The organism is Pseudomonas sp. ARP3, from assembly GCF_001029595.1.
Classification (GTDB): domain Bacteria; phylum Pseudomonadota; class Gammaproteobacteria; order Pseudomonadales; family Pseudomonadaceae; genus Aquipseudomonas; species Aquipseudomonas rhodesiae.
Genome location: NZ_LEKF01000030.1, coordinates 60997 through 81206, shown reverse-complemented (window position 1 = coordinate 81206; position 20210 = coordinate 60997). Strand labels below are relative to the sequence as shown.

23 protein-coding genes are annotated in these 20210 nt (G+C 61.9%); 10 read left to right on the top strand and 13 right to left on the bottom strand.

Features of this window, described 5'->3' with window-relative positions; genetic code table 11:
- Positions 1–462: 462 nt before the first annotated feature.
- Genes nadE through ABX75_RS25750 form a run of 3 tightly spaced genes read right to left on the bottom strand, consistent with a single transcriptional unit; the run spans position 463 to position 3156 of the window.
- Entirely contained in the window at positions 463–1278 is an 816-nt protein-coding gene (nadE, locus tag ABX75_RS25760; protein WP_034096953.1) for an ammonia-dependent NAD(+) synthetase, read from the bottom strand.
- 1 nt (position 1279) lies between these two features.
- Positions 1280–2497, bottom strand: coding sequence for a nicotinate phosphoribosyltransferase (gene pncB, locus ABX75_RS25755; RefSeq protein ID WP_047882908.1), 1218 nt, complete (start codon positions 2495–2497; stop codon positions 1280–1282).
- Between the two features lie 11 nt (positions 2498–2508).
- Positions 2509–3156 carry a nicotinamidase gene (locus ABX75_RS25750; RefSeq protein WP_034096951.1) on the bottom strand — a complete coding sequence of 216 codons (648 nt, stop codon included), beginning with the start codon at positions 3154–3156 and terminating at the stop codon, positions 2509–2511.
- Positions 3157–3302: 146 nt separating this feature from the next.
- Here ABX75_RS25750 and ABX75_RS25745 point away from each other — a divergent pair, with 146 nt between their 5' ends.
- A complete protein-coding gene (locus ABX75_RS25745) occupies positions 3303–3995 on the top strand; it encodes an NUDIX hydrolase (protein WP_034096950.1) in 693 nt (230 codons plus the stop codon).
- Positions 3996–4013: 18 nt separating this feature from the next.
- On the opposite strand, the gene ABX75_RS25740 is transcribed toward ABX75_RS25745, so the two are convergent.
- On the bottom strand, positions 4014–4787 hold the full coding sequence (locus ABX75_RS25740) for an L-iditol 2-dehydrogenase (RefSeq protein WP_047882907.1): 774 nt from the start codon (positions 4785–4787) through the stop codon (positions 4014–4016).
- 16 nt (positions 4788–4803) lie between these two features.
- Positions 4804–6129 carry a sugar ABC transporter substrate-binding protein gene (locus tag ABX75_RS25735; RefSeq protein WP_034096948.1) on the bottom strand — a complete coding sequence of 442 codons (1326 nt, stop codon included), beginning with the start codon at positions 6127–6129 and terminating at the stop codon, positions 4804–4806.
- 208 nt (positions 6130–6337) lie between these two features.
- On the opposite strand from ABX75_RS25735, the gene ABX75_RS25730 reads away from it, so the two are divergent.
- The 3 genes from ABX75_RS25730 to ABX75_RS25720 all read left to right on the top strand — a co-directional run bounded on the left by ABX75_RS25730 (position 6338) and on the right by ABX75_RS25720 (position 9416).
- On the top strand, positions 6338–7258 hold the full coding sequence (locus ABX75_RS25730) for an AraC family transcriptional regulator (protein ID WP_047882906.1): 921 nt from the start codon (positions 6338–6340) through the stop codon (positions 7256–7258).
- A 172-nt stretch (positions 7259–7430) separates the two neighbouring features.
- Positions 7431–8378: a nucleoside-specific channel-forming protein Tsx gene (locus ABX75_RS25725; protein ID WP_034096946.1), complete on the top strand. Its 948-nt coding sequence runs from the start codon at positions 7431–7433 to the stop codon at positions 8376–8378.
- 15 nt (positions 8379–8393) lie between these two features.
- Positions 8394–9416 (top strand): purine nucleoside permease, encoded by a 1023-nt coding sequence (locus tag ABX75_RS25720; protein ID WP_047882905.1) that lies wholly within the window; start codon positions 8394–8396, stop codon positions 9414–9416.
- Between the two features lie 55 nt (positions 9417–9471).
- Here ABX75_RS25720 and ABX75_RS25715 read toward each other — a convergent pair whose 3' ends face one another.
- The 3 genes from ABX75_RS25715 to ABX75_RS25710 all read right to left on the bottom strand — a co-directional run bounded on the left by ABX75_RS25715 (position 9472) and on the right by ABX75_RS25710 (position 11486).
- On the bottom strand, positions 9472–10431 hold the full coding sequence (locus ABX75_RS25715) for a zinc-binding alcohol dehydrogenase family protein (RefSeq protein WP_047882904.1): 960 nt from the start codon (positions 10429–10431) through the stop codon (positions 9472–9474).
- 27 nt (positions 10432–10458) lie between these two features.
- On the bottom strand, positions 10459–10632 hold the full coding sequence (locus ABX75_RS28835; protein WP_080758717.1) for a DUF1427 family protein: 174 nt from the start codon (positions 10630–10632) through the stop codon (positions 10459–10461).
- An 89-nt stretch (positions 10633–10721) separates the two neighbouring features.
- Positions 10722–11486: a helix-turn-helix transcriptional regulator gene (locus ABX75_RS25710; RefSeq protein ID WP_047882903.1), complete on the bottom strand. Its 765-nt coding sequence runs from the start codon at positions 11484–11486 to the stop codon at positions 10722–10724.
- 116 nt (positions 11487–11602) lie between these two features.
- Here ABX75_RS25710 and ABX75_RS25705 point away from each other — a divergent pair, with 116 nt between their 5' ends.
- Together ABX75_RS25705 and ABX75_RS25700 are read left to right on the top strand one after the other, a co-directional pair.
- Positions 11603–11845, top strand: coding sequence for a DUF6555 family protein (locus tag ABX75_RS25705; protein ID WP_034113055.1), 243 nt, complete (start codon positions 11603–11605; stop codon positions 11843–11845).
- Between the two features lie 16 nt (positions 11846–11861).
- Positions 11862–12134, top strand: coding sequence for a hypothetical protein (locus ABX75_RS25700; RefSeq protein ID WP_034113054.1), 273 nt, complete (start codon positions 11862–11864; stop codon positions 12132–12134).
- Positions 12135–12195: 61 nt separating this feature from the next.
- On the opposite strand, the gene ABX75_RS28830 is transcribed toward ABX75_RS25700, so the two are convergent.
- From ABX75_RS28830 to ABX75_RS25690, 3 genes are all read right to left on the bottom strand, one after another.
- Positions 12196–12366, bottom strand: a complete 171-nt coding sequence (locus ABX75_RS28830) for a metallothionein (protein ID WP_080758716.1) — start codon at positions 12364–12366, stop codon at positions 12196–12198.
- An 89-nt stretch (positions 12367–12455) separates the two neighbouring features.
- The gene (locus ABX75_RS25695; RefSeq protein WP_034096940.1) at positions 12456–12908 is read right to left on the bottom strand and encodes a DMT family transporter; all 453 of its coding nucleotides are present in this window, start codon (positions 12906–12908) and stop codon (positions 12456–12458) included.
- Positions 12909–12912: 4 nt separating this feature from the next.
- The gene (locus tag ABX75_RS25690) at positions 12913–13401 is read right to left on the bottom strand and encodes a DMT family transporter (protein WP_034113053.1); all 489 of its coding nucleotides are present in this window, start codon (positions 13399–13401) and stop codon (positions 12913–12915) included.
- 117 nt (positions 13402–13518) lie between these two features.
- On the opposite strand from ABX75_RS25690, the gene ABX75_RS25685 reads away from it, so the two are divergent.
- The 3 genes from ABX75_RS25685 (at position 13519) to ABX75_RS25675 (ending at position 15185) form a co-directional block, all read left to right on the top strand.
- Positions 13519–14451 carry a LysR family transcriptional regulator gene (locus tag ABX75_RS25685; protein ID WP_047882911.1) on the top strand — a complete coding sequence of 311 codons (933 nt, stop codon included), beginning with the start codon at positions 13519–13521 and terminating at the stop codon, positions 14449–14451.
- A 141-nt stretch (positions 14452–14592) separates the two neighbouring features.
- On the top strand, positions 14593–14811 hold the full coding sequence (locus ABX75_RS25680) for a hypothetical protein (RefSeq protein WP_034096938.1): 219 nt from the start codon (positions 14593–14595) through the stop codon (positions 14809–14811).
- A complete protein-coding gene (locus tag ABX75_RS25675; RefSeq protein ID WP_047882902.1) occupies positions 14808–15185 on the top strand; it encodes a type II toxin-antitoxin system VapC family toxin in 378 nt (125 codons plus the stop codon). Before ABX75_RS25680 ends, ABX75_RS25675 begins: the two co-directional genes overlap by 4 nt.
- A gap of 12 nt (positions 15186–15197) precedes the next feature.
- Here ABX75_RS25675 and ABX75_RS25670 read toward each other — a convergent pair whose 3' ends face one another.
- Together ABX75_RS25670 and ABX75_RS25665 are read right to left on the bottom strand one after the other, a co-directional pair.
- A complete protein-coding gene (locus tag ABX75_RS25670; RefSeq protein WP_034096936.1) occupies positions 15198–16517 on the bottom strand; it encodes an Nramp family divalent metal transporter in 1320 nt (439 codons plus the stop codon).
- 41 nt (positions 16518–16558) lie between these two features.
- Positions 16559–18112, bottom strand: coding sequence for a DUF726 domain-containing protein (locus ABX75_RS25665; RefSeq protein ID WP_047882901.1), 1554 nt, complete (start codon positions 18110–18112; stop codon positions 16559–16561).
- Positions 18113–18394: 282 nt separating this feature from the next.
- Between ABX75_RS25665 and ABX75_RS25660 the strand changes: the two genes are divergently transcribed.
- Complete coding sequence (locus ABX75_RS25660; RefSeq protein WP_034096934.1) at positions 18395–20203, top strand: monovalent cation:proton antiporter-2 (CPA2) family protein; 1809 nt, start codon at positions 18395–18397, stop codon at positions 20201–20203.
- Positions 20204–20210 lie beyond the last annotated feature (7 nt).

Genomic DNA, 20210 nt, shown 5'->3' with positions numbered 1-20210 from the left:
AGCGCGGGGCAAGCCCGCTCACCACAGAGTTATTTCAGCCTTAGAAACGTGTGTAGAGATCTATGGCTATTGAGGCCAGATGCGCCGAGTTGCCGGGTGGTGGCCCAGAGGAATTTAACTCTGGGAGGGGCTCACCACAGAGCTATTTCAGCCTTAAAACGTGTGTAGAGATCTATGGCTATTGGGGCCAAATGCACCGAGTTGCCGGGGGGTGGCCAGAGGAATCTAACTCTGGGAGGGGGCTTGCTGTGGTGAGCGGGCTTGCCCCGCGCTGGGCTGCGAAGCAGCCCCAACCCCAGGCACCTCGGTGTGTCAGCTAAACCACATCGCCTGGAATGGGGCCAAATGCACCGAGTTGCCGGGTGCTCGCTCAGAGGAATCTAACTGTGGGAGGGGGCTCGCTCACCACTTGCGAGCCTGTTCACCATAAGCAAGCCCACTCGTCCCGGACAGGGTACGAGGTTAGAGGGGGACGATGGGCAGCGCGCGTTTGTGTGCGGTCTTGCGGTAGGCGCTTTCCACTATCGTGCGTACCTGCTCACTGACGGGTTCGCCCATCAGGTAGGCATCGATATCGTCATAGGTGCAGCCGTAAGCGACTTCGTCCAGTTTTCCCGGCGCCAGTTCTTCGAGGTCGGCGGTGGGGGCTTTTTTGACCAGGTTGGCCGGGGCGCCCAGTGCGGTGCCGAGCAGGCGTACCTGGGTCTTGGTCAGGCCGGACAGCGGCGCCAGGTCACAAGCGCCGTCGCCGAACTTGGTGAAGAAGCCCATCAGCGCTTCGGCGGCATGGTCAGTACCCACCACCAGGCCGTTGTGCAGGTTGGCCACGGCGTACTGCGCGATCATGCGGGCACGGGCCTTGACGTTGCCTTTGATGAAATCCACCTGCGCAGCGCTGGCTTCGCTGGCCGCCAGGCTGGCCATCAAGCCGTCGACACTGGCGGCGATATTCAGGGTGTCGATCTGGTCCGGCTTGATGAAGTCCAGGGAGGCCTGAGCATCGTGCTCATCGGCCTGGCTCTTGTAAGGCAGGCGCATGGCGATAAACCGCGCGGGATAACCATCGTCACGCAGTTGTTCGGCGGCCAGCTGACACAAGCGGCCTGCCACCAGCGAGTCGACGCCACCGCTGATGCCCAGCACCAGCGCTGTGCAGCCGGACTGGCGCAATGTGTGTTTGATGAAATCGATGCGACGCTGGATTTCCTGGGGCTCACCGCCCTTGACCAGCGCGCGGTTGATGTTCAGTTCCTGAGCGATGCGGTCCTGGGTTTGCATGTCACACCTCCACTTTGCCAACGTTGAAGACTTGCGCGGCGTACTGCAAAAACGAGGCGTCTTCGCAGACGTTTTTCACCGGGTCATCGGAAAACTTCACCACCGGTTCGCCGTGGACCCGCACCAGTTTCATCACAATGCTCAGCGGCTCCACGCCGTCCACATCGCAGGCCAGGCTGGTGCCCATGCCGAAACCGAAGCGGGCCTTGCCGCGAATGTGGCGCAGGATCGGCAGGCATTTTTCGAAGTTCAGCCCATCGGAAAACATAAGGTCTTTGGTCATGGGGTCGATGCCAAGTTCCTTGTATCTGGCCAGCACTTTATCGGCCCACACGATGGGATCACCGGAGTCCTGGCGCAGGCCGTCGTAGAGCTTGGCGAAGTACAGGTCGAAATCCTTGAGGAAAAAATCGGTGCTGATGCAGTCGGTCAAGGCAATGCCGAGGCGGCCGCGATATTCACGTACCCAATTTTCCAGCGCGGCGTTCTGACTTTCGCGCAGGCGCCCCAGTTGCTGGTGCACCATCAGCCATTGGTGGGCCATGGTGCCGATCAGCGGCAGGTCAAACTCGTAGGCCAGGTGGGCGTTGCTGGTGCCGACAAACTGGCCGGGGAAATCGCGGCGCATGATGTCTACCACTTCGCGTTGGGCCTTGAACGACAGGCGCCGACGGGTGGAAAAATCGGACACCCGCAGGTCGGCGAGTTCCTCGCGGCTGAGGTTTTTTTCCAGCCAGTCGAATTTCTGATAGAGCTTGCGGGTGACGTCTTCCAGAGTCACGTCGGGGTATTTATCGCGGTTGCGCAGTTCGCTGACCAGGGCCAGCACCGGTTGCTCGAACATGATGCAGTGCAGCATCGGGCCGATCACGCGGATGTTGAGCTGGCCGTCCGCTTCACTCACATGGATATAGCGCAGGTTGAAGCGGAACAGACCGAGGAAGCGCTCGTAGTCGGGTGTAAGGTATTCGCGAAAACGCGGGTTGAACAAAAAGCGCAGCTCGCCTTCGCGCATTTGCAGGCCAGCGAGTTTTTCCAGCTCGGCGCGCAGTTCGGGGATCAAGTGGCCGAGCTTTTCCTTGGAACGCACGATGAAGTTGTATTCGACATCCACGTTGGGGTGCTGGTGCAACACCGCTTGCATCATGGTGAAGGTGTAGTAGTCGGTGTCGAGCAAGCCCTGAATCACCGGGGATTCGTAGTCGTATGCACTTTCCATGGTGTCTCTCCTTAACGCGTGGCCATCGCGGCCAGTTCTTCGCGGGTGCGGCTGATAACGGCCCCCGCCTTGAGCAACTCATTGACGGCCTGCACACCGCCCTCCTCGCTGATCCCACGGCACGCCGGCAGGTGCAGGACCACTTCCAGGCCGGCCTTGAGCAGTTGCAAGGCGGTGGTCTTGACGCAGAAATCCAGGGCCAGGCCGCCGACGATCACACGGGCCACGCCGTGGGCTTTCAAATATTCGATGACACCAGTGGACAGCTTGTCGTGCAGGTCGTGGTAACAGGCGCCGTAGGGATGCAGGTCGGGTTCGACGCCTTTCCAGACGAAGTAATCGTAGTCATACGGGGTGGGCAGTTCGTCGAGCAAGGTAAAGCCTTCGGTGCCCGGCACGCAGTGGCTGACCCAGGTGAGGTCGGCGTGCTCCAGGCCGGTGGCTTGCATCATGTCGCTCTGCTGCTGGACCACCCACGGAGCGTTAGGGGTGTGCGCATCTTTGCTGCCGATACGATGGCCGACCAGGCTGGCCATGTAGTTCAGCTCGGCACCGATCTGATCACCGCCGGCCACGGGCAACTCGTTGGGGCACAGGGGCGTAAAGCTTTTCTGGGCATCGACGTCGAATGAAGCAATGGCAGTTTTGGAAAGGGTCATGGCGGTTCTCCTGTGGCGTGGAAACAAAAGTACACGTCATGTACTTTCATTGCAAGAAACATTTATTAATATGTATGGGCGCAAGTACATGACATATTTTTTCGATCCGTTAGACTGTGCCCCACCGCTGTTTAGAAGGAAGCCCCATGTCACTCAGCCCCTACCTCCACACCGTCGACCTGTGCGTGCTGTTTTATTGCCGCGAGTCGGGAGAGATCAAACTGCTGCTGAATCAGCGCGAAGCCGAACCGTTCGCCGAGCACTGGGCGCTTCCGGGGGTGGTGGTCAATGGCGACGTGCAAGATCTGAGCCTCAAAGATGCCGTGGAGCGATTGCGCGCCAGTGACAAGGTCGGCCTGGAACTGGCCTGGTGCGAACAGGTCGGCACGGTGGGCGATGCGTTTCGCGACCCGCGCTGCTGGTCGTCGTCGACGTATTACCTGGCAATCGTGGCGGGTGAGGTCAGCCTGGGTGAGCGTCAGGGCTGGTTTTCACTCAATGCCGTGGCGGACGGCAGGATCCGGCTGCCATTCGATCACAACCTGATCGTCGCAGCCGTGCTGGAGCGGTTGTTGTCCAAGTCGCTATACAGCAGCTTGCCGTTGATGTTCCTCGGGCACGAATTCAGCGCGCCGCAAGCGACGGCGATCTTTTCCGTGGTACTGGGCAGACCGGTGCTCAAGACCAGTATTCGTCAGCGTTTGTTGAAGCTGACCGAGGCGGGCTACCTGCGCGAGACTGGCCGTAAAAAGCCGGGCGAAGGCGGCAGGCCCCAGGCGACGCTGCAACAACTGAAGCCTGGGGCGGTGTACTTTTTTGATCGCAGTTTTGCCGAGTAGCCTGGCTGCCCGGCTGGCTCAGCTCATCCAGTTACCCCCGTCGACGTTGTAGGTCTGGGCCACCACGTAATCAGCGTCCTTGGTCGCCAGGAAGATCGCCATGCCGGTCAGATCCTCGGCAGTGCCCATGCGCCCGAACGGTACTTCGGTCCCCACGCGTTTTTTCTTCTCGCCCGGCGCCAGGCCCTCATGCCGGGCGAACAGCGCGTCGACGCCATCCCAGTGCTCGCCGTCCACCACGCCGGGGGCGATGGCGTTGACGTTGATGCCGTGTTGGATCAGGTTCAGCCCCGCCGATTGCGTCAGGCTGATCACCGCCGCCTTCGTCGCGCAGTACACCGCCACCAGCGGTTCGCCGCGCCGTCCAGCCTGGCTGGCCATGTTGATGATTTTGCCGCCGTGGCCCTGGCGGATCATCTGTCGCGCAGCCGCCTGCAGGGTGAACAGGGTGCCGGCGACGTTGATCGAGAACAGCCGTTCGAAGCTTTCGCGGGTGATGTCGACGATGGGCGCCAGGTCGAACAATGCTGCGTTGTTGATCAGAATATCCAGCTTGCCGGCGTGGGCCACCACGGCGCCAATGGCCGCATCGATGGAGGCTTGCTCGGTCACATCCATGGCCACCGCATACGCCTGGGGGCCCAGTTCGGCAGCGGTTTGCCGCGCCTGTTGCAGGTTGATGTCGGCGATGGCGACCGTGGCGCCTTCCGCGATATAGGCCTGGGCAAACGCGCGGCCAATGCCCCGCGCCGAGCCGGTGATCAACGCGCTCTTACCGTCGAGTCGTTTCATGGTGATGTCCTGATCATTATTTGGGATAGCCGGCGCGTTTCATCTCGCGTTCGGTGCTGGTTTGCGCCTGCTGCAAGGCTTGGTCGACCGACATGCCGCCCGTCAACGCGGCCGAGAACAGCTTGCCGACCGACGTACCGATGGCCTGGAACTCGGGGATGGTCACGTACTGAATGCCCACGTACGGCACCGGTTTAAGCGACGGATGGGCGGGGTCGGCGTGTTGCATCATCGCCAGGGTCACTTGGGCAAACGGTGCAGCTTTAAGATAGGCCGCGCTATAGGTGGACTGGCGGGTGCCCGGCGGTACGTTGGTGATGCCGTCTTGATCGGCGACCCATTGTATGTACTCCTTGGACGTAGCCCAGGTGATAAAGGCCTTGGCCGCATCCTTGTGCTTGGACGTGGCCGGAATCGCCAATGACCAGGCGTATAACCAGGAAGAGCCTTTGTCGGTGACTTCGGTGGGCGCCGCCGCGAAACCTACGCGGTCGGCGACCTTGCTCTGACTTTTGTCGGTGGTGAAAGAACCAGCCACGCTGGCATCGACCCAGATCGCGCATTTACCGCTGTTGAACAGCGCCAGGGTTTCGTTGAAACCATTGCTGGACACGCCCGGCGGCCCGTACTGCTTGAGGGTGTCAACGTAGAAATTGGCCGCCGCCGTCCACTCGGGGCTGGTCAGTTGCGGCGTCCATTGCTCGTCGAACCAGCGCGCACCGAAGGCATTGGCCATGGTACTCAGCAGTGCGATGTTCTCGCCCCAACCGGCTTTGCCGCGCAGGCACATCCCGTATTGGCCCTGGGCTTTGTCGGTGAGTTTGGCGGCGAATTCGCCGAGCTGGCTCCAGGTAGGGTGCGCGGGCATGCTCAGCCCGGCTTGCTGGAACAGGTCGGTGCGGTAGTAGGTCACGGTGCTTTCACCGTAGAACGGCAAGGCGTACAGGGTGTTATTGACCGACAGGCCCTGACGCACCGAGGGGAAGATATCGTCGACATCGTAGTCGGGCGGCAGTTGAGTGAGCGGCTCCAACCAGTGCTTGGCGCCCCATAACGGCGTCTCGTAAGTGCCAATGGTCAGCACGTCGAACTGCCCGCCCTGGGTGGCGATGTCGGTGGTAAGGCGCTGGCGCAAGACGTTCTCTTCGAGCACCACCCAATTGAGTTTGATGTCCGGGTGCTGCTGCTCGAACACCTTGGACAAGCGCTGCATACGGATCATGTCGCTGTTGTTGACGGTGGCGATGGTCACGGTGTCGGCAGCTTGGCTGGGCAGTGCCAGGGCCAGGCCGCTGAGCGCGAACAACGCATGGGCAAGTGTGGTTTTGCAGGTTGGGAGCATGGCGGTTTCCACCTGTTGTTTTTGTTGTTGAGCGCCGATTACAGCAGCTTGGTCACGCCCTCACAAACCCGTGGCGGATGCCCTTCTGGTACTTTTTTAACCCTTGGCGTAGAGGCAAAAAAGTATCAGTGGCGGGCCGAGGCGCGGGTAGCGCACGGGTGACCAGCGGCGTATTTTTAGGCATTCCCCTCCAACAAGAGGCATCCCCATGCCCGTCAGCCGCGCCACCCTGTTCGAACATCGGCCCGCCGAGCGCGAAGTGATCCTGCCCGAGCCGGACCATTGCTTTCGCTGGTTCGAACACGACTATCCCTATGAACTGGCGCGCTGGAACCATCATCCCGAGTTTGAAATCCACCTGATCCGCCACGGCAGCGGCAAGTTGGTGGCGGGCGATTACATTGGTGCGTTCAACGCCGGGCACGTCGCGCTGATCGGCCCCGACCTGCCCCACGACTGGATCGGCGACCTCGCCCCCGGCGAATACCTGGCCGGCCGCGACGTGGTGTTGCAATTCGACGGGGCTGCCCTGCTCGCCTTGCGCAACACCCTGCCGGAACTCGGCGACTTACAACGCTTGTTCGAACAGGCGAGGCGCGGCCTGGCCTTCAGCGGCGACACCGCCGTGCGGGCCGCGTGCCTGATGGAAGACATCGGTCGCGCCCATGGCCTGCAACGCTTGATCCTGTTCCTGCAATTGCTCGACACCTTGAAAAACGCCCCGACGCATCAGATGCAAACCCTGGCCAGCCCCTGCTACGCCCCCACCCTGGACGCACGCAGCGCCGAACGCATCCACAAGGCGTTCGACTACCTCATGCGCGAACTGACCGGCGACGTGCGCCTGTCGGAAATCGCCCGTCAGCTGGACATGAGCGAGCCGGGGTTCTCGCGTTTTTTCAAGCGCAACACCGGCCATGGTTTTATCGACCTGATGCGCAAATTTCGCGTGCAGCGCGCCTGCCGCTTGCTGCTGCAAAGCGAGATGTCGGTGGCGGATATCTGCTTTGAAGTGGGCTACGCCAACCTATCCAATTTCAACCGGCACTTTCGCATCGAGATGCAGCAAACCCCCAGCGACTATCGGCGCGACACCGCCGTGCACCTGTTCGACAGCAGCAAAAAATGACACCCAGCCAATGTTGATCAACAGGTCTACTATTAACCGAATTTCCCAGTTATTTCAGTGCGCTAACCAAAGTTGGTACAGCCTGTGCAAACGTTTGCGCTAAGAACTTGCCAGACAAGTTCCGAGCTGCCCGAAGAATCGGGTTCAAACCGCGCAAGAACAGGGATTTTCAATGCATCGCACCTCTCGGCTCCCCGCTCCTTTGGCTGTTTCTGTACTACTGGCCGCCGTTACGGGACTACTCAGCGCACCCATTTTGGCGCAGGCCAAGCCCACCGATGACTCAGCACAGGGCGAAACCCTGGCCCCCGAAGCCAGCCCGGCGAAAAAAGGCGTGTACCTGTCGGACTGGTTCAACCAGGACCTCACGCTGATCGGCAGTAAAGACATCAGCTTCGGCCCCAAGCCCACCGATGACATCTACCTGGAATACGAGTATTTCGGCCGCAAAGGCCCGTTCGAGCTGTATGGCTATATCGATGTGCCCAAGATCCTCACCATCGGTAACAGCAATGACAAAGGCGTATGGGACCATGGCTCGCCGGTGTTCATGGAGCACGAACCGCGAATCTCCATCGACTACCTGGCCGGCCGCAGCCTGGCCGTCGGCCCGTTCAAGGAATGGTACGTGGCGTTCGACTGGATCTACGACCACGGCAGCAACAAGGAAAACCGCGCCAATACGCTGTACAGCGGGCTGGGCACCGACATCGAGACCCATTCGCGGGTCAACCTGTCGGCCAACTTCTACGGGCGCTACCAGTGGGAAAACTACGGGGCCAGCAACGAATATTCCTGGGACGGCTACCGCGCGCAGATGAAGTACATCGTGCCCATCGGCAAGTTCGACAACGGCGCCTCGCTGACCTACATCGGCTTCACCAACTACGATTTCGGCTCGGACCTGCACAAGGACAACCCGGCGCGCACCGCCAACGCCTTGGTGGCGACCAACGTGCTGCTGTATTCGTTCACGCACCTGCGCTTCACCCTGGTCGGCCGCTACTTTCACAACGGCGGCAACTGGGAGGACGGCAGCGAGTTGAATTTCGGCGAAGGCAACTTCCGCGCGCGTTCCGACGGCTGGGGTTATTACGCCGGCGTGGGCTACCAATTCTGATCTAAGGAGCACTCGATGAATGTATTCAACCGCCTCTCAATCGCCATCGGCCTCGCCTTGCTGGCCCCTGTGGCGCTGGCACAGGCGCCGATCAAGCCCAAAGTGATGCTGATCACCATGTTCGCCCCCGAGGCGCAAACCTGGATCGACCGTCTGGCGCTCAAGCAGGAAGTGCGCGTGCCGGGTCTGTCGGCCGAATATCCAGTGATCCGCTGCAACACCCAGGATGTGTGCCTGCTGGTCACCGGCATGGGTCAGACCAACGCCGCCGCGTCCACCCTGGCCCTGGCGTTGTCGCCGCAGTTCGACCTGCGCCAGAGCTACTTCCTGGTCGCCGGTATCGCCGGTATCAGCCCCAAGCACGGCACCCTCGGCACCGCCGCGTGGGCCCATTACCTGGTGGAATTCGGCACTCAATGGGAGTTGGATTCACGGGATGCACCCAAGGATTGGCCGACCGGTTACCTGGGTATCAACACCAAAGGCCCCAACGAAAAGCCACCGCTGGACTACAAGACCGAAGTATTCGAGCTAAACCCGGCGTTGCAGGCCAAGGCGTTTGCCTTGTCCCATAAGGTCGAACTGAGTGAAAGCAAAGAGTCGGCCGCCTGGCGCAAACACTACCCCGCCGCCCCGGCCAACCAGCCGCCGCAGGTCACTCGCTGTGACACCCTGGCAGGCAACACCTGGTTCTCCGGCACGCGGCTGAGCGAACGCGCCGAGGTCTGGACCAAGCTGCTGACCGACAACAAAGGCGAGTACTGCACCACCCAGCAGGAAGACAACTCCACCTACGAAGCCCTGCTGCGCGCCAGCCGCGAGGGCCGGGTAGACATCCAGCGCCTGGCGGTAGTGCGCGCCGGCTCGGACTTCGACCGCCCCTACCCCGGCTACAGCGAGGTGGATAACCTGCTCAAGTACGCCGACCAGGGCGGCTTCGTGCCGGCGCTGGAGAACCTGTACCGCGCCGGTAACCCGCTGGTGCAGGCGATTTTGAACAACTGGTCGGCGTGGGAAAAAGGGGTGCCAGACGCCTGAGCGGATGGCCCCGCGCGAGGGGCGCTTGCTCTAGCAGGCAAGCGCCCTGGCCCTCTCACGGCAGCAGAATGAATTTATCCGCGCTGCCCCGGTTCACCGCGTCGTAACAAGCCACCCCATCGGCCAGCGCCACCTCGCGCAGGCCCGTCGGCAACGGCAATGTACCTTCATCGAAGAAGCGCCCGAATTGCGCGAGCATCACCGCACATTGTTCGCAGTTGTAGAGCAATGAATTGATGCCCACCACCGAGCCGCCCTTGCGATACAGGGCCAGGGCCGGTAGCTGCACATGACCGTCCGCAGGCGCGGCGATGATCGCGATGCGCCCGAACGGGGCCAGACCCGCTACCGCCGCCGGCAGCCAGAAACCGGTAGTGTCGAAGATCACCTCAGCGCCGCCCTCGAACACCCCATGCACCTGGGCGCCCAGCGCATCAGGCTCGCCCAGGGCAATGGCGGTGTACCCCTCGGCCTGCAACATCTCGACTTGATCCGCACGGCGCACCGCCGCCAGTACCTGGGCCCCACGAATCTTCCCCAAGGCCAGGGCCGCGCGGCCCACGGCGCCATTGGCACCGATCACCAGCAACCGCGTGCCGCTGCCGACACCGCTGCGCTCCAACGCATCCCACGCGGTGGTGTACGGCACGCCGAGGCTGGCGGCCTGAGCAAAGCTCAACTGCGCCGGTTTACGCGCCACGCCTTGGGCCGACACGGTCAGATACTGAGCGTGGGAGCCGTCGGCAAAGAACCCCAGGTCCCGGCCGGTGCCCCACACTTCCTGGCCGAGCAGCGCCTGGGGGCCCTGCACCACCACGCCGGCAAAGTCGCGGCCAGGGATGCGTGGCAGAGTGGTGTAGGGGAAACGCCCGAGCACGTTTTTGACGTCGCTGGGGTTTAGGCCGGCGGCTTTGATCTGCACCAGCACGTCACCCGCGGCCGGAACCGGCGTGGGGATGTCAACCAGGCGCAGCGCGGCGAGGTCGCCGGTGGCGGAAAATTGCAATGCGTTCATGTTCACTCTCCAGCAGAAGAAAAGGCTTCAGGACAACCAGCCGCTGACCAGATGCCGGCCCATGGGCCAGAGCTTTTCGCCCAGCAGCATGCCCAGCAGGCCCACCAGGGCGATGGCCGGCGGTGCGGGCGAGCGGAAATCCAGGGCGCCGTAGAGCACGCCCACCAGCAGGCCGATGGCAAGGGAAATCAGATAGTCCATGGGGATTACGCCGTGTCAGTTGAAGCCGCCAGTCTAGGCAGCGCGCCGCGCCGGTATCGGCCAACTGCTTCAGGATTTCGGCCAACTCTTCAACTGCAGTACTGCGACGGCGCCACTCCCAGCTCGCGACGGAACATGTCGCTGAAACTGCTCGGCGAATAGCCCAGCGCGCGGGCGATACTACTCACCGATTGCCCCTGGATCAGCGCTGCCACCGCCGTGGCCAATTGCACCTGACGTCGCCACTCGGCGAAGCCCATACCCAAGTGAGTCTGGAACAACCGCGCCAGGGTACGCACGCTGGCACCCGCCGCTTCGGCATGCTGCTCGAACGCAATCGCCAGGGACGGAGCCGCCATAACCGCCTGGCACGCGTTGATCAGGCGGCGGTCGGCGCCTACCGGCATGGCGATGCGGATCGACGAACGCCGCGCGCGGTGCAGTTCCAGCAGGGCCAGGCCCACCACCGCGTCGTAGTAGGCGCCATCGCCGCTGTCACCCTGCTCCACCAGCGTGACGATCAGCTCGCGCAGCAGCCCTGCGACCTCAATCACCTGTACCTCGGCATCCAGCGTCGCCGCCAACGCAGGGCGCAGGTAGATGTTGCGCATCTGCAAATCCGACACCACGCGAATCCCGTGTTCCACCCCCGGTGGCAGCCAGACCGCACGCTGGGGCGGCACCACCAGGGCTTCGCGCGGGGTTTCCACCCACATCACGCCGCTCATGGCGTAGAGCAACTGGCCCCAATCATGGCGGTGCGGTTCGATGTACAAGCCGCGCGGGTAAGTGCGCGCCAACGGCTGCACGGGAACGGCGTGATCGGTGAGGTCGGGGGGCGAGGCCAGGGCCATGGTCGGTCAGTCGGTGGCGAATGAGCCGCCATGGTAAACAGCACCGCTCGACAGTCCGAGTGAATTTTTAGCGCGCCCCAGGATCACTTGCTTACACCACCAGGGACGATGGCCCCATGAATAACGCAAAACTGTTTGTGATCGACTACACCCTTCATGGCGAAGCCAAGTCATTCATTATCCGCCTGGAAAAACTCGACATGCTGGAAGCCTGGCATTGGGCCAGTTGTGACGCGGGCGTCGGCCGTATTGGCCGCTTCGCGCGGGAACAGGTGAAAAAAACCAGCCCGGCCCAGGCTGAGAAATACGGCATCCAGAATGTGCAATGGCGCCGCTCGGACGCGCGCGCCCAGGCGTGAACAAGGAGATAACCCCATGGTTTTACCGCAAAGAGTCAACGGCAAGGCGCGGATCGATTACACCCAAGACACCCTGTTCGGTCCGCTGGCCAAACATGCCGAATGTCAGGTCAGCCTTCAGCACACACCCGATTGGCTGGTACTCGACGTGTTCCAGCCTTTACCTGAAGATCTTCAAGACGCGCAGACCGTGGTGTTCGCACTGGAGGGTCGACGCACCAGCGCCGTGGTCAAAGACCGTCAGCGCCTGGCCGACCATAGCCTGCGGTTGGAGCTGGAGACCCAGTAACGCCTGGAGGCCTGCGTGGCGAGCAAGGCTGCTCGCCACCATCACCGAACTTACGGCGCCTTCAGGTTTTCGCCGATTTGGCGCACTCACACCCCGTGGCCGAAGCACAAGGTTCACCGTGGGCATGGTGCTCGGCACAGCCCTGGCAGCAATAACCCTTACCGTCCTTCATTACCGCATCGACGCCCAGCACACATTTGCAGTGTGGGCAGGCACAGGTTTGATCTGGCATGGTCAGACTCCTCGTTCATGGTCGTCACGGTGCGGCGAGCGCCGGCACCATAAGCACTGACTGCCAGCCTGCGCGGATCGTTCCAACCATCAGTCGGTGCGCGTATTGCTGCGGTACATGAACACCAGCGCCAAGGCCAGACAGGCCATGGCGACGAGACGGCTGCCGGACAGTTCGATGGCCGGGTTGCCCAGCCAGCCGAAATTGTCGATCAGCATGCCCATGCCCAATTGCCCGACGATCACCGCCACGGTGGCCACCGCCGTGCCGACCACCGGCACCGCGCCCACCATGACCATCATGTACACCACGCCGAACAACGCCCCGGTCAATTGCCACTTCGGCACGTCCAGCAGGCTTACGGCCTGGGCCGGCTCAAAGAAGAAAATCAACAGCGCCGTGGTCAATGCACCGACCGCGAAGGTCAACAGGCTGCTGCGCAGCACGCCGACTGTCTGCCCCAGGCGGCCATTAATCGCCGCCTGCACGCTGAGGACCGCGCCGGCGGCAATCACCAATATCAGTAAAAAAATCAGATTCATCGCCTTACCCTCGTGCAATCAAAACAAGTGCCGCCACGATCAACGCCAGCGCGATCCAGCGCTCGCCATTAACCCGCTTGCGCGCCGTGCCGAACCAGCCGAAATGGTCAATCAGCACGCTCTTGCCCACCTGCCCCGAGAGGATCGCGATCATCGTCATTGCAATGCCGATGTGCGGCGTGGCCAGGGTCAACACCACTACGTACATCGGCCCGAGGAAGCCGCCGATCAACTGCCAGCGCGGCAGTTCGGTGAGCGCCGGGCCTTTTTGCGGGCCACTGAACAACAGCAGCAAAAACAGAATCGCCGCACCCACGCCGAAAATGCTTAAGGTCGCCCACAAATGCCCCACCTGCTCGCCCAACGGCCCCAGCAAACCGGCTTCCACCGATAAGCCCATGCCGGCCAGGATCACCAGCGGCAACAGCAGCAAGCGCAATAAATTTCTTTTCGGCCTGGCCTGGGCCGCGTCTTCGATGGAACTTGCCTGCATACATCACCCGCGTTTCAAGATTGAAAAGATGGCGGGGATTATCCGGTGGCCGCGCTGTGCGATAAATGGGAGTATGCGGACAACACCTTTGCGCAAAACGCACAGTACGGAGCCGCCATGCAGGGTTTGAATGAGCTGAGTTTCAAGGCGTTGCGCCTATTTGTCGCGGTGCTGGACCACGGCAGTTTTTCCGAAGTGGCGCGTCGCGAGGGCCTGGCGCCCTCTTCGATATCGCGGCAGATCCAATTAATGGAGCAGGCCCTCGGGCAACAGTTGCTGTATCGCCACACCCGCGCGGTCAGCCCCACCGAGGCCGGGCGCCTGCTCGGGCGGCATGCGCGCCTGGTGCTGGAGCAATTGGAAGCCGCCGGGCAAGCCCTGCAGGAGCAGGAGCGCGAACCCAGCGGCCTGGTGCGCATCAACGCGCCGATGGTGTTCGGCCAGCGCCACCTCTCGCCATGGCTGGGCGAGTTATGCCGGCGCTATCCGAAGCTGCAACTGGATATCCAGCAAACCGACACCTACGTCGACCCCTTGCAGGACGGTACCGACCTGCTGTTTCGTATCGGCGTGCTCAACGACTCCAGCATGCAGGCGCGTATTTTCGCGCCGCAGCGCTTTCGCATCGCCGCCAGCCCCGCGTATCTGGCCCGGCACGGCACGCCCAGTCATCCCGACGAACTGGTCCAGCACCAGTGCCTGGCCTACAAAGGCGTCACCGGCCAGCAACGCTGGTTCTTTCGCCGCGCCCAGGGCGACTGGACGCCGTACAGCGTCAAAGGCCCCATCACCGGCAACCACGCCGACACCCTCACCCACGCCGCCGAACAGGGCCTGGGGCTGGTGGTGTTCCCCTCCTGGTTGATTGGCGACAGCCTGCGTGCCGGGACCTTGCAGGCGGTACTGACCGACTACGAAGTGGCAACCACCCTCGAACCGCAACAGATCGCCGCGTTGTGGCCGGGCAGCCGGCGCCTGTCGCTGAAGGTGCGTACGGTGATCGATTACTTTGTGGAGTGTTTTGGCGCAGTGCCGTATTGGGACAGGTGACCGGTACCTATGACGAGGCGTGCGACTGTTGAGGATTTTTCTGATGGAAAAAAGTAGGCTCGTTCTGATTTCACGGGCCACTATTTAAGGGCAAGTACGGGTTACGGCAGACTTTGGCGACATCTTTTCAGGAGAGGCGCCATGGGCTTGACCTATAAAAAACACTCACGCACTGAGCGGGCCGCTGCGGTAAATGCTGGGTCCGTTTCCGATAGTTCACAGGGTTTTGGCTATAGCTGGCCAAAGGACGCGCAACGTCGGCGGATTGGCGCCATGAAAGGAAAGCTGGAGATCCCCGATGACTTCGATGATCCACTGCCAGATGAGTTGCTATCTACGATTGAGGGCAGCCTTCCATGAGAGTGTTGTTGGACACTCATATCCTGCTCTGGGCCTTGTGCGACCACTCGAAGTTATCCCACAAGGCCCGAAAACTGATCGAAAGTGCCACAGAGATTTACATCAGCGCTGCGACATTCTGGGAAATGGCGATCAAGGTCGGCCTGGGAAAACTCGATGTGGACCTGGAAGAAATGCGTGAATACTGCCTGGAAAGTGGCTTCCTGGAACTGCCCATCACCTCAGAGCACGCCATCGCGGTAAAAAATCTCGACCATCACCACAAGGACCCGTTCGATCGCCTGATCGTCGCAACCGCTATGAATGAGCCGATCAAACTGTTGACTGCCGACCTGCGCCTGACTCAATACACTGCATGGGTGATCCTGGTGTGACGATGCCTGGATTCAGAACAACCACTGCCCAATCAACCACGCATTCGCGCCACTGATCAGTGCGAACAGCAGCCACGCCAGCAAACGCGTCGGTAGCCGATTCACAAAGGGGCCCATCAGTTGTTTGTCACCGGTCATGCGAATCAACGGGTACAGCGCAAACGGCAATTGCAGGCTAAGCACCACCTGGCTGAGCACCAGCAGTTTGCCGATCGCCTCATCGCCCATCAGCCACACCCCGACAAACGCCGGGATCAGCGCCAGCCCACGGGTGATCAGGCGGCGTTGCCAGCAGGGAATGCGCAGGTTGAGGTAGCCCTCCATGATCACCTGCCCGGCGATGGTGCCGGTAAAGGTCGAACTTTGTCCGGACGCCAGCAAGGCGATGCCGAACAGAATACTGGCGAAGGCGCCGCCGACCAGAGGGTCGAGCAGGTGATAGGCGTCCTGGATTTCCACCACATCGGTGTGGCCAGTCTGGTGAAACGCGGCGGCGGCCAACACCAGGATCGCGCCGTTCACCAGCAGGGCCAGGGCCAGGGAGCCGATGGTGTCGATGCGCGCCAGCTTCACCGCGTCCTGTTTGCTGGCGAGGTCCTTGCCGATCAAGCGGGTTTGCACCACGGAACTGTGCAGATAAAGGTTATGGGGCATCACCGTGGCGCCCAGGATGCCGATGGCCAAGTACAGCGGCGCCGCATCGCTGATCGCCGACAATGACGGCACGAAGCCGCTGAATACCTCGGGCCAATGGGGTTTGATCAGCACCAGCTCGACAAAGAAACACACGCCAATGGTCGCCACCAACGCCAGCATGATCGCTTCCAGGCGACGGAAACCGCGGTTTTGCAGGGCCAGGACCAACAAGGTATCGAATGCGGTAATGACAATGCCGGTGGTCAGCGACACCCCCAGCAGCAAATGAAACGCCAGGGCGCAGCCAAGCACTTCGGCCAGGTCGGTGGCGATGATGGAGATTTCCGCCAGCACCCACTGGGTGCGCGCCGAGCGTCGGCTGTAGCGTTCGCGGCACAGTTGCGCAAGGTCTTTGCCGGTGGCGATGCCCAACCGCGAGCACAGGCACTGCACCGCCATGCCCGCCAGGCTGGCCAGCAACACCACGAACAACAGGCTGTAGCCGTAACGCGAGCCCGCTTCGATGGCCGTGGCCCAGTTGCCCGGGTCCATATACCCGATGGAGATCAATAGCCCAGGGCCGGCGAACATCAGGGCGCGCTTGAAAAACGACGCCTTGGGATCAACGATGACGGAGCCGGCCACTTCCGGCGGGCAAAAAGGGGCGGTAGCGATTTTTGGCAGGCTGAATTTCACGCGGTATCCCAGGCAAACGCACTCGACAAGCGTGCAGCTTATCAGTCGGACGCGACCGTGCGCATCACCGTCTCCCGAGGCAGGTCATACGCTTCCACCACCTGCACCACCAGGTCCAGCTCCTGATTCAGCGCTTCGCGCTCCATGCGCTGGCGAATCGCGCCGATCACCAGCACCGCCAGGGTGGTGACCGAATACGCCGGGCCGGAAAACGCCCGCACACCCGTTACCAGCAGCATCGCGGCGGCCAACGCCTGGCCCACCACCGGAATAGCCGTGGCCGCCCCACGCCGCAGGATAAAACCGGTCAACCCGGCCAGGGCGGTGCCGCTCAATGCTGCGGCGGCCGAACGCCCCTTGTCGAAACGACTGAAGACGCCCTGCTCTTTCTGCGCGGCCACCTTGAGTTCCGCATCGAACACCAGCCGGTCGGCGTTGCTGAGTTTGTCTTTGTACTGCGCGATCAGTTTTTCCGCGATCCGGGCCTCAAGGTCAGCCAACGCCAGGGTTTCGAGTGGCGCGTCGAATGTGATGCCCACGCGCTGCGCCACATCGTCGGCAATTTGCCGATAGCTCACGCCATGGCCACGGGCAAGGTTCATAAAGCTGTCACCGCCCATGCGTTGCAAGGCGATGGTCAACTTGAGCGGGTCACGCACCGTGGCGTCGATCGAGGCACTGCGTTTTTGCGCCAGCAGCTCGGCCAGAAACTTCAACTCCTCCGGCCGCCCTTGCACCAGGGCCGTATACAGATCCGCGTCCTCCTCCGCAAAGCGCACTTCGCTGCTGCGCTGGTCTGAACGGATCATGCCGCGCCGCTCGTGCAGCAGGTCGGTGTACTGCACCACTGTTCGCAATTGCGGCCAATAAGCCGCGTGATCGAAGGTGGCCAGGTGCACATTGCAGACCTTGGCTTTAAGCGCAGGGGTGACCGGGATCGGATAGCGGCCGATGCAACGCTCGGTGTCCGGCTTGATGGCCAGGGCCCAGTCCTTGCTGGAATGGCAGTTGATCACCCGCCCTTTCAGCAGCGCCGACACCTCATCCCACGGGCTCGACGTGCAGATCGCCCCGCCCATCAGCAGCAGGTTGTCCAGCGGCAACTCGCGAGCGGTGTCCGGGTTGGCCAGCAGGCTCTTGACCAGAATCCGCGCGCCCAGGGAATGCCCGATCAGGTTGATACGCTGCACCGGCAACGACGCTTGCTGCAGGTAGCTGGCCAATTCAGGCAGCAAACTCTTGGCCACTTCATCGACCCGCGCCTCAACGCTCTTGTAGTGATCGAGGAAATAGGCAATGGCCTTGCCTACCCCCACTGTCGCCGCGCCCAGGCTACCGCCGCCGAGCATGGCCGTGATCACGTCCTTGAACGGCGCGAACAGGTTCTCCAGAAAATGTCCCGCTGGCCAGAACAGCATCAGGTTGGTCGAGCCTTCGATGCCGGCCAGTTGTTGCGTGAAATTGCCCAACTGCTGCCGGTTGAAGAATGCCGAATACCCATGCACGTAGAGATTGAGCACCTCGCCCTGGGGTTCGCCGCACAGCAGAAACGTGGGCTTGCGGGTGCGGTGCATGTCATCCCACTGGTGCTGCATGGGGTAAAGACTCCGGGTAACGAGGGACGGCGATAGTAACAAACTGTGAGTGACGGCAAGGTGAATCCTGACCGGCGTGGCCGTTTCTAATGCTCGGCCTCCATGCATAAGCCCGAGACAGGCTCAGGCGATGGCAAAACGCCCAACTGGCGAAGTTATCGATTTTCCCCTGCCCATCCGGGAAGGTCGCCACCTGCTACGCAGCAAAAACACAATTCTCATCCTGTAAAAAGCGCTCTAATACCCGCCTGTTGATTGGTTTTGAAGATTTTGGAGTTCGCAATGCCCCATGAAGGCAACCTGTTACAAGCAGCCGTGGTGTTTCTGCTCGCGGCTGTGCTCACCGTGCCCCTGGCCAAACGCCTGCAATTGGGCGCGGTGCTGGGCTATCTGTTCGCCGGGGTGATCATCGGCCCGTCGGTGCTGGGTCTGATCGGCAACCCGCAAAGCGTGGCGCAGTTTTCGGAACTGGGGGTGGTGCTGCTGCTGTTTATCATTGGCCTGGAACTGTCGCCCAAGCGCTTATGGGTGATGCGCAAGGCGGTGTTCGGCGTCGGCCTGGCCCAAGTGCTGTTGACCGGTCTGGTGATGGGCGTGGTGGCACTGTGGCTATTTGGCCAGACATGGAACAGCGCCATCGTGCTGGGCCTTGGCCTGGCGCTGTCGTCCACGGCGTTTGGCCTGCAAAGCCTGGCCGAACGCAAGGAGCTGAACCAGCCCCATGGTCGTCTGGCCTTCGCGATCCTGCTGTTCCAGGACATCGCCGCGATCCCGCTGATTGCCATGGTGCCGCTGCTGGCCGGTAGCGATCACCCCACCACTGAAGCCCAGGGCCTGCAGCATGTGTTGCAGATCCTCGGCAGCATCGCCGTGGTAATCGTCGGCGGACGCTACCTGTTGCGCCCTGTGTTTCGTATCGTCGCCAAGACCGGCTTGCGCGAAGTGTCCACCGCCACCGCACTGCTGGTGGTGATCGGCACGGCGTGGCTGATGGAACTGGCGGGCGTGTCCATGGCCCTCGGCGCCTTCCTCGCTGGCCTGCTGCTGGCGGATTCGGAGTACCGCCACGAGCTGGAAGCGCAGATCGAACCGTTCAAGGGCCTGCTGCTGGGGCTGTTCTTTATCAGCGTGGGCATGGGCGCCAACCTCAGTCTGCTGCTCAGCTCACCGTTGATTGTGATCGGGCTGACCCTGCTGCTGATCGGTCTGAAGTTGCCGTTGCTGTACGCGGTCGGCCGTCTGGTGGGCGATCTCAATCGCGAAAGCGCCCTGCGCCTGGGCGTGGTGCTGGCGGCCGGCGGTGAGTTCGCATTCGTGGTGTTCAAGATCGGCCGCGACCAGGGCCTGTTCGAGCCGCACCTCTACGACGTGCTGGTGCTGACCATCACCCTGTCCATGGCCGTCACGCCGCTGCTGTTGCTGGTGTGCCCAAAGCTGTTCAGGCCCAAGGTCAAACCGGTGGAAGTGCCCGAGGAATACCGCGCCATCGAAAGCGACGCACCGCGCGTGGTCATTGCCGGCATGGGCCGAATGGGCCAGATCGTGGCGCGGATCCTGCGCGCGCAGAACATCTCCTTTATTGCCCTCGACACTTCGGTGGAAACCATCGAATTGACCCGCAGCTTTGGCGGCATGCCGGTGTTCTACGGCGATCCGCAGCGCCCCGAGATCCTGCACGCGGCCAAGGTCGACCAGGCGGAGTTCTTCGTGATCGCCATGGACGACCCGGAGATCAACATCAAGACCGCCGAGCTGGTACGCAACCTCTACCCGCACATGAAAATCATCGCCCGTGCCCGTAACCGCCAGCACGTCCATCGCTTGGTGGACCTGGACGCCTCACCGGTGCGCGAGACCTTCTACTCCAGCCTGGAAATGAGCCGCCGCGCCCTGGTCGGCCTGGGGCTCAGCCAGGCCCAGGCCGATGCGCGCATCGCGCGCTTCAAGAACCACGACCAGCAAGTGCTCGCCGCCCAACACGCGGTGTACGACGACGCCGCCAAAGTCATGCAGACCGCCCAGGAAGCCCGGGCAGAGCTGGCGCGGCTGTTTGAAATGGACCGACTTGAGGAAGAGTCCGACAAGGTGTGAGGTGAGG